We start from the raw sequence: 14,494 nt of genomic DNA, 5'->3' as shown, positions 1-14,494 counted from the left end.
CCCCGCGGGTGCGTGGTACCACCCACCCGCCCCACCCGGGGACGTAGCTCAATTGGCAGAGCACCGCCTTTGCAAGGCGGGGGTTAGGGGTTCGATTCCCCTCGTCTCCACCTCCGGTCCTCCTTCCGGTCGGTACGAGTCCTGCGGACCACCACGTTCCACAGGGGCGCACGTCCGGGGTGTCCTGCGGTACCGTCCTCGCCATCGGCACGGGTCCCGTCATCGACGGCACGTCGCCCCGCTGCCGCAGGCACGACATCCGGCGCCCGTCCGGACGCCGTTCGGGGAGTCGACGTGGGCATCCGATCGCGCTGCACGGTCCGCACGGCCCGTGGCCACCGACCGACCCTGCGCAGCGCTGCGCTCGCGGCGGCCCTGGCCGTCGCCGGTGTGTCCTTCGCCGCCCCATCTGCCGCCGCGGCACCCGAGCAGCGCAGCCGGGTCATCGTCCAACTGGTCCCGGGCAGCGACGCGGCCAGCGAGTCGCGTCAGGCGCTCGCGCGCGGCGGCGCCGTCCGGCACGTCTACGACGCGGCCGTGTCCGGCTTCTCCGGCGAGTTCACCGACGCGGAGATCGAGGCGCTGCGCCGCGATCCCGAGGTGGCGCTGGTCGAGCCCGACGGCGTGGTCACGGCCACGGCCGACACGCCGCTGTGGAGCCTCGACCGGCTCGACCAGCGTGCGCTGCCGCTGAGCGGCACGTGGACCGCCCCGGGCGACGGCGCGGGCGTCACCGCCTACGTCGTCGACACCGGCATTGCGCCGCACGACGAGCTGGCCGGCCGCATCGCCCCCGGCCACACGGCCTTCGGTGAGGAGTCCGGCACGTCCGACTGCAACGGCCACGGCACCCACGTCGCCGGGACGATCGGCGGCACCCGGTCCGGCGTCGCGTCCGCGGTCACCCTGGTGCCGGTGCGTGTGCTCGACTGCGCCGGTGCCGGCAGCTGGTCCGGTGTCATCGCCGGGCTCGACTGGATCGCCGAACACCACTCGGACGGCGCCCCTGCGGTGGCCAACCTCAGCCTGGGCGGGCCACGCAGCCGCACCGTCGACGCCGCTGTCTCGCGCATGGTCGAGGACGGCATCACGGTCGCCGTCGCTGCGGGCAACACCGGTGACGACGCCTGCTCGGTCTCGCCGGCGCGCGTGCCGGAGGTGCTCACCACCGGCGCCACCGACCAGTCCGACCGCCGTGCCCCGTTCTCCAACCACGGCCGCTGCGTCGACCTCTTCGCCCCCGGCGTCGACATCGTGTCGACCTGGGCCGACGGCGGCATGCACAGCCTCTCGGGCACGTCGATGGCCGCTCCGCACGTGGCCGGTGCGGCCGCGGTGCTGCTCGGCCTGCAGCCGTCGGCCTCGCCGGAGACCGTTGCCGACCGGTTGGTCGAGGCAGCCACCCCGGAGAAGGTCCTCGACCCCGGCGACGGATCGCCGGATCTCCTGTTGTTCGTGGGCTGACGGGTCGGTGCCGTCGAGTCGGTGCCGACAGGGACCGGTCGCGGCCGGGTGACGTGAGCCACCGCCGTCGCCCGCCGCGCGGCGGTGGGAGACTGGCCGTCGTGACCTCATCGACCCCCGCCGCACGGCGTGCCGTCCTGCACACCAACCACGGCGACATCACCGTCGACCTGTTCCCCGACCACGCGCCGAAGACCGTGGCCAACTTCGCCGACCTGGCGGAGGGCCGCCGCGAGTGGACGCACCCGGGGACCCGGCAGCGGACCACCGACCGGCTCTACGACGGGACGGTCTTCCACCGGATCATCGACGGCTTCATGATCCAGGGCGGCGACCCGCTGGGGCAGGGCGTCGGCGGCCCGGGCTACCAGTTCGACGACGAGATCCACCCGGAGCTGCAGTTCGACCGGCCGTACCTGCTGGCGATGGCCAACGCGGGGCCGGGGACCAACGGCTCCCAGTTCTTCATCACGGTGGCGGCGACGACCTGGCTCAACCGCAAGCACACCATCTTCGGCGAGGTCGCCGACCAGGCCAGCCGCGAGGTGGTCGACCGGCTGGCCAAGGTGCCGACCGCGCGCGGTGACCGCCCCGTCGAGGACGTCGTCCTGCAGTCGGTCGAGGTGCAGCGCAGCTGAGCGAGCACCAGCCGGCGCCCGCGACCACCACCTGCTACCGGCACCCGGACCGCCCGACGGGCATCTCCTGCACGCGGTGCCGCCGGCCCATCTGCCCGGAGTGCATGACGCCCGCGTCGGTCGGCTTCCAGTGCCCCGAGTGCGTCCGGGAGGGTGCGGCCACCGTCCGCGCCCCCCGGCGCACCTCCCCGCTGCGCAGCGCCGGCCGGCGCTGGGGCACCGTCACCGTCGGCCTCATCACGGTCAACGTCGCGATGTTCGTCGTGACCGCGGCCTCCGCGGCGCTGGTCGGCAACTCGCCGCTGGCCAACTACCGCTCCCCGGTCTTCGCCGCCCTGTCGCAGGTCCCGGTCCTGGTCGACCTCGGGCAGGTCTGGCGGCTGGTGACCGCCGCCTTCCTGCACATCGGCGCGCTGCACCTGGTGCTCAACATGCTCGCCCTGCTCGTCTTCGGCTCCGAGCTGGAACGGCAGCTCGGCCGGCGACGCTTCGCTGCGCTGTACCTGCTGTCGGTGCTCGGCGGAGCGGCGGCGATCCAGCTGTTCGGCTTCCCGGACGCGGCCGTGGCCGGGGCGTCGACGGCCATCTACGGCCTGCTCGGCGGCCTCGGCGTGCTAATGGTCGTCAACCGGCAGGACGTGCGCGGCATCCTCACCCTGCTGGCGATCAACGTGGTCATCAGCTTCCTGCCCGGCGTCTCGCTGCTCGGCCACCTCGGCGGGCTGGTGGCCGGCGCCGTGACGGCGCTGCTGCTGGTCCTGACCCGGCGCGCACCCGTAGTGCAGGCGGTCTCCCTGGCAGTCCTCGGTCTGGTCCTGCTCGTGCTCGCGCTCACCGTGACCACGATGGTGGTGGTCGGGTTCTAGCCCGTCCGAGGGGCCAGCCCGCGCAGCGTGCGGGCCACCTCCTCGGGGTCGGCGCCCAGGTCGCGCCGGCCCAGCAGCACGAGCACCCCCGTGTCGTCCGGCCCGGCGGCGGTGTCCAGCTCGAGCAGCCGGCTGCGCAGGCCGAACCGCCGCGTGGCGCGCACCCCGATCCTCACGTGCGCCCAGGGCAGGTGCCGCCGTCCCGTGCCGGTGCGGACGACGACCCCGTCGGCGTCGACCGCCAGCCGCGGCCGGGCGACGACGTCGCGCCCCGCCACCCCCAGGGCAAGCAGCGTCGCCGCGCCCACCAGCAGCCGGCCGGCGGCGTCCAGCGACAGCGCGGCCGCTCCGAGCACGACCGCCGCGACCACCAGCGTCGCCGTCCCCAGGGGGTGCGGTGACCAGGCCATGCCGCCGGCAGGCGAGCGGCCGCACACCGGTGGCTCGCACCCCTCGGGAGGAGCGGTCGACCGGTCGTCGTCCACGGACATGTCTCCTTGTCCCCAGGTGTGTGCACAGCTGGGGACAGACTCACACACCTGTAGTTACGCGGGTGGCCGGGTCGTCACATCCGCACCAGCACGGGCATCCGCGCAGGTCAGCGGTGGACGGCGAGAGCCCGTCGCTCCACACCCGGTGGACAACCCTGGGGGTGGACCGCCAAGTCGACCTGTGGACACCAGGTCGCGGTACGTGCACAGCACGACCGGGAGCCGGGGACGACGACGGCCCCCGTCCCCGGGTGGGGACGAGGGCCGTCGAGGATGTGGATCCGTGCGGCTGCCTGGCGCCGGTGCAGCCGCGCCGGGTCGCGGCTCAGCGCCAGCGCATCGACATGACCAGCCCGGCGACCATGGCGCCGAAGCCGATCGCGAAGTTCCACGGGCCGAGGGCGGACAGGAAGGCGATGCGCTCGTTCGCCACGTAGTAGACGACGATCCACAGCAGGCCCAGCAGCATGAGCGTGACCATCACCGGGGCGTACCAGCGGGGGCTGGGCCGGGCGGCGCGGGCGGACGCGGCCCGGGACTGCAGCACGCCCTCCGGCGGCGTGTACACCGACTTCTTGCGCACCTTCGACTTGGGCACCGTGCCTGCTCCCTCCGGGCCGGGTCGTCGTCCCCGGCTGTGACGCTTTCCAGCCTAAGCTGCGAGGGGTCCGAGGCGGTGGTGACGCCGCCGATCGGGGGACGGCCGGACCCGCGAGGGGCGGTGACGGGACCGTCCGCCGTCGTCGCGACGGCGGTCCGCCGTCCGTCCGCGTCCGTCCGGGGGAGGTGCCGTGCGCCGCTCGTTCCTGCGGGGTCGCCGGCCGTCCGGCTGGGGCGCCCTGGTCCCGGTGGTCGCGCTCGCGGCCGGACTGCTGTTCGCCACGTCGGGGCGCACCGCCGACGGCACGGACATCCGAGGGGAGATGACCGAGCTGTCCGGCCTGGTCGCCCAGCGCAACGCGGACATCGCCCGGCAGTCCGAGCAGCTGGCCCAGCTGCAGGCCGAGGTCGAGCGGCTGACGGAGCAGGCGGCCAGCCAGGACGGCGCGGTGGCCGCCGCACGCTCCTCCGGCGACGCGGGCGCGGTCGACGCGGCGCTGGTGGCGGTGTCCGGCCCGGGCGTGGAGATCACCCTCGACGACGCCCCGCAGCGCCCCGACGGCAGCCGGCCGGCCGACGCGCGACCCGACGACCTGGTCATCCACCAGTCCGACGTGCAGGCGGTGGTGAACGCCGTGTGGGCCGCGGGCGCCCAGGGCGTGGCCATCATGGACCAGCGGCTCATCGCCACCAGCGCCGTCCGGTGCGTCGGCAACACCCTGCTGCTGCAGGGCCGCACCTACTCGCCGCCGTTCGTCATCACGGCGGTCGTCGACGCCGACGCCGTCCGCCAGGAGCTGGCCGCCTCCCGGCAGGTGGCCATCCTGCAGCAGGCCGTGGAGGCCTTCGGCCTCACCTTCCAGGTGAGTGCGCGCCCCCAGGTCCAGCTGCCCGCCTACGATGGCTCACTCGACATGGAGTACGCGGTCGTCGGCTGACCCCGCGGGCCTGTCGGGCCGCGCCGGCGGCCACCGGGAACCCTCCAGACGGGAGAAGCACCGCCGTGTCGAGCTCCGCCGCCGCGCCGGATCCGGCCGCCGCCGACCGCCCGGTCCTCGTCGTCGACAACTTCGACAGCTTCGTATACAACCTGGTGCAGTACCTCGGGCAGCTCGGCGTCCGCTGCATCGTGCGGCGCAACGACGCCGTCGACGTCGACGAGCTGCCCGACCTCGGTGTCGCCGGCGTCCTGCTCTCCCCGGGGCCCGGCACGCCGGCCCAGGCCGGCGTGACCGTGCCCATGGTGCGGGCCGCGGCGGAGGCCGGGACGCCGGTCCTCGGTGTCTGCCTCGGCCACCAGGCGATCGCGGAGGCCTACGGAGCAGTGGTGGTCCGCGCGCCCGAGCTGCTGCACGGCAAGACCAGCCAGGTCGTGCACGAGGGGGAGGGCGTCCTGGCGGGCCTGCCGTCCCCGTTCACGGCCACGCGGTACCACTCGCTCGCCGTCGACCCCGCGACGGTGCCGGCGGAGCTGCGGGTCACCGGGCGCACGTCGTCGGGCATCGTCATGGCGCTGCGCCACCGGGAGCTGCCGATCGAGGGCGTGCAGTTCCACCCGGAGTCGGTGCTCACCCAGTGCGGGCACCGGATGCTGGCCACCTGGCTGGCCGCCTGCGGGCTGGCCCCCGACCCCGCGGTCGTCGACGCCGCCGCGGCGACGGTCACGCGGCTGGCGCCCGCGCCCGCCTGAGCTCCCCGGCCGGCCGGGGGTCCGTGCCGGGGGTCCGTGCCGGGGGTCCGGCCGCCGGGCTCGCGGCCGGGCTCAGGGTGTCGGTGTCCCGGTCGGCGTCGCGGTCGGGGTCGCCGGGCCGGTCGGCGCCGGCGTCGTGGGCGTGGCCTGCGTCGGCCGCGTCGGCTGCGTGGTCGCCGTCGGTACCGGGACGGCGACCAGCAGGGTGATCTCCTGGTCGGCCGTGACGGCGCTGCGCGGGCCGGGACGGGTCTCGACGACCGTGTCGGCCGGGACGTCGTCGCGCTCGACGCTCTCGGTGACGATCTGGTTCTCGGAGAAGCCCTCGGCCACCAGGAGCTGGCGGGCCTCGGCCTCGCCCACGTCCGTCACATCCGGCAGCGGCAGGCTGCCGGTGGAGATCCGCAGCGTGAAGGCGGTGTCGGGAGAGGCCTGCGACCCCTCGCCGGGCTCGACCTCGACCACCCGGCCGGCGTCGTCGAGGGAGGGCACCTGCTCGGTGCTGATGCTGCCGGTGAAGCCGGCCGCCTGGAGGTTGGCCCGGGCGCCGTCGGCCGTCAGGCCGATCACGTTGGGCACCGTGAGCGTGTTGGGCCCGCCGCTGACCCGCAGGGCGACGGTGGAACCCTCCTCGACCCGGGCGCCACCGGCGGGCGTGCTACCCACCACGACGCCGACCGGGGCGTCGCTGGCCTCCGGGGTCACCTCGCCCACCCGCAGGCCGGCCTCCTCGATGGCGGCCACCGCGGCGGCCTGCTCCTGGTTGACGACGTCGGGCACGGTGACCTGCTGGGCGGCCGCCTCGGTGCCCGGCTCGCCGCGGAGCGACAGGGCGAGGGCCACCACCCCGGCCACGAGGAGCACCCCGACGACGGCGAGCACCGCGAACAATCGGCGGCGTCGGCGCCGCTCGGCGTCCTCGTCGTCCCACGCCTCGTCGCGGCCGTAGCCGTACGAGCCGGGCGTGGCGGCGAGGATCGTGGTCTTGTCCTCGTCGTTCATCACCGGGGTGGCCTCGACCCGCTGCCCGGCCAGCGCCCGGAGCAGGTCGTTGCGCATGTCCGCGGCCGACTGGTAACGGTTGGCCGGGTTCTTGCTCATCGCCTTGAGCAGGATGGCGTCGAGCTCGGCCGGGATCTCCGGGTTGATCGACGAGGGCAGCTTCGGATCCTCGCGCACGTGCTGGTAGGCGACCGCGACCGGGGAGTCGCCGGTGAACGGCGGCGCCCCGGTGACCAGCTCGTAGAGCATGCAGCCCACCGAGTACACGTCGGACCGGGCGTCCACGCCCTCGCCGCGCGCCTGTTCGGGGGAGAGGTACTGCGCGGTGCCGATGACCGCGGCGGTGGAGGTCATCGTGGCCGCCGAGTCGGACACGGCGCGGGCGATGCCGAAGTCCATCACCTTGACCGCGCTCTGCGGCGTGATCATGACGTTCCCGGGCTTGACGTCGCGGTGCACGATGCCGTTGCGGTGGCTGAAGTCCAGGGCACCGCACACGTCGGCCGACACGCGCATCGCCCGCTCCGCCGACAGCCGGCCCTCGCGGCGGAGCACGTCGCGCAGCGTCTCGCCCTCGACGTACTCCATGACGATGTAGGGCGTCGCGCCGGTGCTGGTGCGGTCCTCACCGGTGTCGTAGACCGCGACGATCGACGGGTGGTTGAGCGACGCCGAGGCCTGCGCCTCCCGGCGGAACCGCACCTGGAACGACGGATCACGGGCCAGGTCGCTGCGCAGCACCTTGACCGCCACCTCGCGGCCCAGCCTCAGGTCGCGGCCGCGGTGCACCTCGGCCATGCCGCCGCGTCCGAGCACCCCGCCGATCTCGTAGCGCTCGCCGAGCACCTGCGGGGTGGTCATCGGGAGTCCTCTCGGGCGGTGCGGTGCGTCGTCCGGGGGTGCGCCGGTGCCGGCCGGGCGGGTGCGGACCAGGCCTGCCGTGCGGACACGGGGCCATCGGGCAGCCTATCCGCTGGACGACGCGGTTCCGGGACGGCGCGGGGGTGTCGGCTCACCCGGCCGGGCTCCGCGCCGCCTGGCCTCCTGCTTCCTCGGGCGCCGCGCTGCCCGGTGCCTGGCCGGCCGTCGTGGACGGCGGCGTGTTCGCCGGGCTGCCCGGGGCCTGGTCGGTCGTCGGCGTCGACGAGGTCTGCGCGGCGCTGGTCCGGGTCGCCGTCGCGGTCGGACCCTGCGGCGCGCTCGTGGTCGGTGCCGCGGCCGAGGTCGAGGGCTCCGCGGTCGGCGGAGCCGGCGCCTCGGACGTCGCCTCGGGCGCCGGGGCGGGCGCCTCCGGGGCCTCCTCCGGCGGGTAGGCCTCCTCGGCGACGTAGAGCACGACCTCGGTGCCCGGGGGGACGGTGCCGGAGCCGGGGGAGAGGGCCGCCACGTCGCCCGCCTCGAGCGGCTCGCCGGCGCCCACCAGCTGGTCCTCACCGGCGGCCTCGCGGGACACGGTCAGCCCGAGGTCGGTGAGCGCGGTCTCGACGGCGTCGACCGGCTCCCCGACGTAGGCGGCCGCGTCGAGGGCGACGCCGTCGGCCGGCGCGCTGGTCGCGGTGCCCGTCGGGTCGGAGGCCGGGGTGGTCCCGCTGCGCTCGTCGGCGTCGCCGCCGAACGCCAGCCAGGCGCCGCCCCCGAGCAGGAGCACCAGCAGGACGACGGCGGCCCAGATCCAGGGCGGGCGCCGGGACGGAGCCCCGTGGGCCCGCCGCGCCCGCCGGACGTCGCCCGCGCCGGTCCCGGGCCCGGTGACGGGACCGCGGTCGGCGACGGCGTCCTCGTCGTCGGACGGGGCGCGCAGCGGTGGCATGGGCCGGTCGGCCTCGGTGCCCGGCGTGGCGGCCCCGGCGGCCGCGCCCGGAGCAGCCGCGGCCGCTCCGGTGGGGGTCGCGAACACCTCGGTCCGGCCGTCGGCGGCACCCACGACCGGCGTCGGCGTCGTCAGCGTCGGGGTGGCGGAGAGCGCCCCGCCGTTGGCCACCCGCCGGATGGCCTCGGCGAAGGCGGCGCCGTCCGGGAAGCGGTCGGCCGGGTTCTTCGCCAGAGCCCGCTCGACCAGCAGGCGCACCGCGGGCGGGATGTCACCGGGCAGCGGCGGCGGCGGCCGGTTGATGTGCGCCAGGGCGATGGCCACCTGGGAGGTGCCGTCGAACGGCCGGACGCCGGCCAGGCACTCGTAGGCGACGACGCCCAGGGAGTACACGTCGGAGGCCGCGGTGACCTCCATGCCCTGGGCCTGCTCGGGCGAGAGGTACTGCGCCGTCCCGACGACCATCCCGGTCTTGGTCAGCGGGGTGGCGTCGCGGGCCTGGGCGATGCCGAAGTCGGTCAGCTTGACCACGCCGTCGGGCCGGACCATCAGGTTGCCCGGCTTGATGTCGCGGTGCACCACGCCGCCGCGGTGGGCGGCGGACAGACCTTCGGCGGACTGCTGCAGCACGTGCAGCGTCCAGTCGACCGGGAGCCGGCCCTCCTGGTGGAGGATGGTGACCAGCGGGTGGCCGTCGACGAACTCCATCACGAGGAAGGCCAGCTGCCGCGTGCCCGTCTCGTCGAGCGTCTCGCCGTAGTCGTAGACCGAGGCGATGTTCTGGTGGGTGAGCGCCGCGGTGTGCCGCGCCTCGTTGCGGAAGCGGGCCAGGAAGCTGGGGTCGCCGGTGTACTCGGCGCGCAGCACCTTGGCCGCCACCGTCCGGTCGAGCACCCGGTCGCGGGCGCGCCAGACCTCGCCCATCCCGCCGGTGGCGATGTGGGCGGTGATCTCGTAACGGCCGGCGAGCAGGCTGCCGGTGGCCAGTGCCATCAGCCCCCCTGCCCGGCGAGCAGGGCGGCCATGACGTCGCGGCCCATCGGTGCGGCCACGCCGCCGCCGGTGCCGCCGCCGTTGGCGACGAAGACGGCCACGGCGATCTGCGGGTCGTCGGCCGGCGCGAAGCCGATGAACCAGTTGTGGTCGGGCACGCCCTCGGCGACCTGGGCGGTCCCGGTCTTGCCGGCCACCTGGATGCCGGGCAGCCGCGCGGCCCGGCCGGTGCCGTTGTCGACGACGCTGCGCATCATCTCGGTCAGCTGCTCCGCCACCTCCGCGGAGACGGCGCGCTGCCGCTCCTCGGGATCGGTCTGGTCGATGACCGACAGGTCCGGGGCGCGGACCTGTTCGACCAGGTAGGGGGACATCAGGACGCCGCCGTTGGCGATCGCGGCGGCGACCATGGCCGCCTGCATGGGGGTCAGCTGCACGTCCTGCTGGCCGATGGAGCTGACCGCCAGCTGCGCGTCGCCCTCGATCTCGCCGAGCGTGCTGGCCTCGACCTGCAGCGGCATCTCGAAGCCCTCACCGTCGATGCCGAAGGCCTCCGCGGTCTCCCGCAGCCGCTCCTCACCCAGTGCGACACCGAGTTCGGCGAAGGCGGTGTTGCAGGAGATGGTGAGTGCCTCGATCAACGGCTGGTCCGCCCCGCCGTTGCAGCTGGAGCCGTCGAAGTTCTCCAGGGTCGCCGAGCTGCCGGGCAGCTCGTAGACGTCCGGCGCGGGGACGGCGGTGTCGGGCTCGTAGCCGTCGGCGAGCGCGGCCGCGGAGACGACCACCTTGAACACCGAGCCGGGCGAGAAGCTGCCGCTGATCGCCCGGTTGAACAGCGGCTCGGGGTCGGCGGCCTGCAGCTGGTCCCAGTAGGCGCGGATGGCGTCCGGCTCGTGGCTGGACAGCTGGTTGGGGTCGTACGTCGGGGTGCTGGCCTGGCCGAGCACGGCCCCCGTCCGGGGGTCCAGTGCCACGATCGCGCCGGTCCGGTCGCCGAGCGCGGTCATCGCGGCCTCCTGGACGGCGGCGTCCAGGGTGAGCAGGACGTCGCCGCCGGCCGGGTCGCGGCCGGTGAACAGGTCGGACAGCCGGCGCAGGGTCAGCCGCGGGTCGTTGCCGGAGAGCACGTCGTTGGCGGCGTACTCGGTGAGGGCGTTGCCGTAGACCAGGGAGTAGTAGCCGGTCACCGCGGCGTACTCCGGGCCCTGCGGGTACTGGCGCAGGTAGGTCAGCCGTCCGTCGGTCGGCACCGACAGGGCGACCTCGGTGCCGTCGACGATGATCGAGCCGCGCTCGCGGTTGTACTCCTCGGCGAGCACCCGGGTGTTGCCCTGGTCGCGGCGCAGCTCGTCGGAGCGAACGACTTGGATGTAGTTGACGTTGACGATGAGCAGCGTGAACAGGACCAGCACGCTGATCGCGACGCGGCGCAGCGGGGCGTTCACGGCCGCACCACCTCGGTGGGCGCGTCACCCAGCTTGGGCAGCGGAGCGGCGGCGGGCGTGGCCGGCCGGCGGGCGGCGTCGCTGATCCGCACGAGCAGTGCGACCAGGCCGAAGTTGGCGACCAGCGACGACCCACCGTAGGCGAGGAACGGCGTGGTGAGGCCGGTGAGCGGCAGCAGGCCGGTGACCCCGCCGAGGACGACGAAGGTCTGCCAGGCCAGCGAGAAGGCCAGGCCCGCGGCCAGCAGCTTGCCGAAGGAGTCGCGCACGATCAGCGACGTCCGGAGGCCGCGCTCGACGAGCACCAGGTAGACGATGATCACGGCGACCAGGCCGAACAGGCCCAGCTCCTCGCCGATCGCGGCGGCGATGAAGTCGCTCTTGGCGACCGGCACCTGGTCCGGGCGCCCGCCACCGAGCCCGGCGCCGAACAGGCCACCGGTGCCCAGCCCGAACAGCGACTGCACCAGCTGGTAGCCGGCCCCGTCGCGGTAGGCGAAGGGGTCCAGCCAGGTGTCGACCCGGGCCTGCACGTGGCCGAAGATCTGGTAGGCGACGAGGGCGCCGCCGGCGAACAGGCCCAGGCCGATGAGCAGCCAGCTGGAGCGCTCGGTGGCCACGTAGAGCATCACGACGAAGATGCCGAACAGCAGCAGCGAACTGCCCAGGTCGCGCTCGAAGACCAGCACCAGGATGGAGATCACCCAGGCCAGCAGGACCGGACCGAGGTCGCGGCCGCGGGGCAGCTCGATGCCGATGACCCGGCGGCTGGCCAGCGCCAGCACCTCGCGCTTGTCGACCAGGTAGGCGGCGAAGAACACGATCAGGCAGATCTTGGCGAACTCGCCGGGCTGGATGGAGAAGCCGGCCACCCGGATCCAGATCTTGGCCCCGTTGACCTCGGAGATCGACGCGGGCAGCAGCGCCGGGACGGCCAGCAGCACCAGGCCGACCAGGGCCAGGGTGTAGGCGAACCGGGACAGCGACCGGTGGTCGCGGACGACGACGAGCACCGCGACGAACAACGCGACGCCGATGGTGGCCCAGAGCAGCTGGACCGGGGCGTCCTCGCGCGTGACGGGGGAGTCGACCTGCGTGGCGGCGAGGTCCAGCCGGTGGATCACCGCCAGACCGAGGCCGACCAGGAGGGCGACCGTGGGCAGCAGCAGCGGGTCGGCGTAAGGCGCGAACCGGCGGACGACGAGGTGCGCCACGACCCACAGCGCGGCGATCCACGTGCTGAACGTGGCCAGCTCCGGGCTCAGCGACCCGGTCACCGTGAGGTCGACGACGCACTGGGCCACCACCGTGATCAGCACGGCGAAGCCGAGCAGCGCCAGCTCCGTGCCGCGCCGCTTCGGCGGCGCCGTCCCGGCCGCGGGGGCCCGCGGGTCGGTGGACGGCCCGGTCATCGACGCACCTCCGGTGGGGTTCCGGAGCCTGCGGCGCTCACCGACGCACCTCCGGTGGGGTTCCGGAGCCTGCGGCGCTCATCAGTCGGCCTCCCGGCAGTCGACCCCTGGCTCGAGGGACGGCGCCGCGCGGGTCGGCGCGGGCGCCGTCTCCGATGGTGCCGTGTCCGGGGCCGGAGCGTCGGTTGCCGGCGGTGCCGGGAGCGTCGGGTCGGTGGCGCCATCGGGCACCGGCGCGGTGGCGGTCGGGTCCGCGGCGGTGGGCGACGGGGGCGCGCTCGTCGCGGCGCTGTCGTCGTCGGTCCGGGCCCGGCACAGCGGCAGCCGCTGGTCGCGCAGGGCGTCGAGGATCCGCTGGGCGTCGCCGGCGTCGGAGGCGGTGATCCCTCCGCGCACCCGGTTGCGCGCCGCCGGGGTGAGGTCGGTCACGGCGAGCGTGGTCGCCTCGTCGAGCCGGTAGAGGTCGAGCCCGACGACCGAGACGTCGAGCCCGCGGAAGACGCCGACCTGCTCGTGGTCGCCCGAGCCGGTCACGCCGACGAACCAGTGCCCGAGCGCCCAGGCGTAGGTACCGATGCCGCCCCCCACCACCACGAGGAGCACGGCCGCCGCCCCCAACAGGATGCGCAGCGGGCGGCGGCGGGCGGCCGGGCCACCGCCCGATGGCGGTGTCGTCTGCGGTGGGGGTGACGGAGGTGGGTCGGCGAGCGCGGCGCGCCCGGCGGCCGACCGGCGGTCGACCTCGCGCTGGCCGACGTAGCCACCGGCGGCCCCGTCGACGACGGGGTCGATGAGGGCCGGGCCGCGGCCGCCGTCCTCGACGACGTCGGCGACGATGACGGTGATGTTGTCGGGCCCGCCGCCGCGCAGCGCCAGCTCCACCAGGCGGTCGGCGGTGGCCTGCGGGTCGGGGTCCTTGAGCGCCTCGGCGAGGGTCTCCTCGCTGACCACCCCGGACAGGCCGTCGGAGCAGAGCAGGTAGCGGTCACCCTCCCGCACCTCGCGCATGGAGAGGTCCGGTTCCACGTCCTGGCCGTTGAGGGCGCGCAGCAGCAGCGAGCGCTGCGGGTGGCTGTTGGCCTCCTCGGGCGTGATCCGGCCGTCGTCGATCAGCGTCTGCACGAACGTGTCGTCGTGCGTGATCTGCGACAACTGGCCGTCGCGCACCAGGTAGGCCCGCGAGTCGCCGACGTGGCAGAGCGCCAGCCGCCCGCCCGCGAACAGGATCGCGGTGAGCGTGGTGCCCATGCCCTCCAGCTGCGGCGACTCGCGGATGACCTCGCGCAGGTGCTCACTTCCGTCGAACACCGCCTGGCGCAGGGCCTGCAGCAGGTCGCCGGTGGGCGTGTCGTCGTCCAGGTGCTCCAGCGCGGCGATGACCACCTTGCTGGCGACGTCGCCGGCCGCGTGGCCGCCCATGCCGTCGGCGACGGCGAGCAGCCGGGGCCCGGCATACACCGAGTCCTGGTTGTTGCCGCGGATGAGGCCGCGGTCGGAGCGGGCGGCGTAGCGCAGGACGAGGGTCACCGCGAACCCGCCCGTCCGCGGGGCCCGGCAGCCGTCATGTGCGCAGCTCCAGCGCCGTCTGTCCGATGCGGATCGGCTGACCGGGGTTGACCAGCAGCGGGCCCTGCACGCGCTGCTGGTCGAGGTAGGTGCCGTTGGTCGAGCCGAGGTCTTCGACGTACCACTGGCCGCCGCGGTTGGTCAGGCGGGCGTGCCGCGAGCTGGCGAAGTCGTCGGTGAGCACGAGCGTCGAGTCGTCGGCGCGGCCGATGAGGATCGGCTGGTCCCCGAGCGTGATCTTGGTCCCGCTGAGCGGCCCGGCGGTGACGACGAGCGTCTTCGGCCCTCGCTGCCGCTTCTTGCCGGTCGCGGCGCGGGGGGGCACGGCGGTCACCCGGCCGGCCCGGCCGCCGAACAGGTCGGCGCGGACGACGCGGAACGCGGCGAAGATGAACAGCCAGAGCAGCAGCAGGAACCCGAACCGGAAGACCTGCACGACGATCTCGGTCACGCGGCCACCCCCCGCCCGGTTGCGGTGCCCGCCTCGCCGGCCGGCGCGGTGCGTGTCCTGCTCTGG

At 74.8% G+C, this 14,494-nt stretch carries 13 protein-coding genes and 1 tRNA gene; 6 read left to right on the top strand and 8 right to left on the bottom strand.

Going from position 1 to position 14,494, the window contains the following annotated elements; translation table 11 throughout:
* Positions 1 to 37 precede the first annotated feature (37 nt).
* From OF117_RS17990 to OF117_RS17975, 4 genes are all read left to right on the top strand, one after another.
* Positions 38 to 110 (top strand) — tRNA-Ala (locus OF117_RS17990).
* A gap of 184 nt (positions 111 to 294) precedes the next feature.
* The gene (locus OF117_RS17985; RefSeq protein ID WP_263554221.1) at positions 295 to 1,464 is read left to right on the top strand and encodes a S8 family peptidase; all 1,170 of its coding nucleotides are present in this window, start codon (positions 295 to 297) and stop codon (positions 1,462 to 1,464) included.
* 101 nt (positions 1,465 to 1,565) lie between these two features.
* Positions 1,566 to 2,102 (top strand): peptidylprolyl isomerase, encoded by a 537-nt coding sequence (locus tag OF117_RS17980; RefSeq protein ID WP_263554220.1) that lies wholly within the window; start codon positions 1,566 to 1,568, stop codon positions 2,100 to 2,102.
* A 104-nt stretch (positions 2,103 to 2,206) separates the two neighbouring features.
* Positions 2,207 to 2,968: a rhomboid family intramembrane serine protease gene (locus OF117_RS17975; RefSeq protein WP_263554219.1), complete on the top strand. Its 762-nt coding sequence runs from the start codon at positions 2,207 to 2,209 to the stop codon at positions 2,966 to 2,968.
* On the opposite strand, the gene OF117_RS17970 is transcribed toward OF117_RS17975, so the two are convergent.
* Positions 2,965 to 3,453 carry a PH domain-containing protein gene (locus OF117_RS17970; protein WP_263554218.1) on the bottom strand — a complete coding sequence of 163 codons (489 nt, stop codon included), beginning with the start codon at positions 3,451 to 3,453 and terminating at the stop codon, positions 2,965 to 2,967. The genes OF117_RS17975 and OF117_RS17970 overlap by 4 nt on opposite strands.
* A gap of 331 nt (positions 3,454 to 3,784) precedes the next feature.
* Positions 3,785 to 4,057, bottom strand: coding sequence for a cell division protein CrgA (crgA, locus tag OF117_RS17965; protein WP_263554217.1), 273 nt, complete (start codon positions 4,055 to 4,057; stop codon positions 3,785 to 3,787).
* Positions 4,058 to 4,250: 193 nt separating this feature from the next.
* Between crgA and OF117_RS17960 the strand changes: the two genes are divergently transcribed.
* Together OF117_RS17960 and OF117_RS17955 are read left to right on the top strand one after the other, a co-directional pair.
* The gene (locus OF117_RS17960) at positions 4,251 to 4,997 is read left to right on the top strand and encodes a DUF881 domain-containing protein (protein WP_263554216.1); all 747 of its coding nucleotides are present in this window, start codon (positions 4,251 to 4,253) and stop codon (positions 4,995 to 4,997) included.
* 65 nt (positions 4,998 to 5,062) lie between these two features.
* Positions 5,063 to 5,749, top strand: coding sequence for an aminodeoxychorismate/anthranilate synthase component II (locus OF117_RS17955; RefSeq protein ID WP_263554215.1), 687 nt, complete (start codon positions 5,063 to 5,065; stop codon positions 5,747 to 5,749).
* A gap of 72 nt (positions 5,750 to 5,821) precedes the next feature.
* Here the strand turns inward: OF117_RS17955 and pknB are convergent, their stop codons facing one another.
* The 6 genes from pknB to OF117_RS17925 all read right to left on the bottom strand — a co-directional run bounded on the left by pknB (position 5,822) and on the right by OF117_RS17925 (position 14,428).
* Complete coding sequence (pknB, locus tag OF117_RS17950; RefSeq protein ID WP_263554214.1) at positions 5,822 to 7,612, bottom strand: Stk1 family PASTA domain-containing Ser/Thr kinase; 1,791 nt, start codon at positions 7,610 to 7,612, stop codon at positions 5,822 to 5,824.
* Between the two features lie 151 nt (positions 7,613 to 7,763).
* Complete coding sequence (locus OF117_RS17945) at positions 7,764 to 9,554, bottom strand: serine/threonine-protein kinase (protein WP_263554213.1); 1,791 nt, start codon at positions 9,552 to 9,554, stop codon at positions 7,764 to 7,766.
* Positions 9,554 to 10,999 (bottom strand): peptidoglycan D,D-transpeptidase FtsI family protein, encoded by a 1,446-nt coding sequence (locus OF117_RS17940; protein WP_263554212.1) that lies wholly within the window; start codon positions 10,997 to 10,999, stop codon positions 9,554 to 9,556. Before OF117_RS17940 ends, OF117_RS17945 begins: the two co-directional genes overlap by 1 nt.
* Entirely contained in the window at positions 10,996 to 12,411 is a 1,416-nt protein-coding gene (locus OF117_RS17935; protein ID WP_263554211.1) for an FtsW/RodA/SpoVE family cell cycle protein, read from the bottom strand. The genes OF117_RS17940 and OF117_RS17935 overlap by 4 nt, the downstream gene beginning before the upstream one ends.
* A gap of 81 nt (positions 12,412 to 12,492) precedes the next feature.
* Complete coding sequence (locus OF117_RS17930) at positions 12,493 to 13,938, bottom strand: PP2C family protein-serine/threonine phosphatase (RefSeq protein WP_263554210.1); 1,446 nt, start codon at positions 13,936 to 13,938, stop codon at positions 12,493 to 12,495.
* 34 nt (positions 13,939 to 13,972) lie between these two features.
* Entirely contained in the window at positions 13,973 to 14,428 is a 456-nt protein-coding gene (locus OF117_RS17925; protein WP_263554209.1) for an FHA domain-containing protein, read from the bottom strand.
* Positions 14,429 to 14,494: the final 66 nt, after the last annotated feature.

It is taken from the genome of Geodermatophilus sp. YIM 151500 (assembly GCF_025716945.1).
Taxonomy (GTDB): domain Bacteria; phylum Actinomycetota; class Actinomycetes; order Mycobacteriales; family Geodermatophilaceae; genus YIM-151500.
This window is presented reverse-complemented; position numbering and strand designations above follow the sequence as displayed.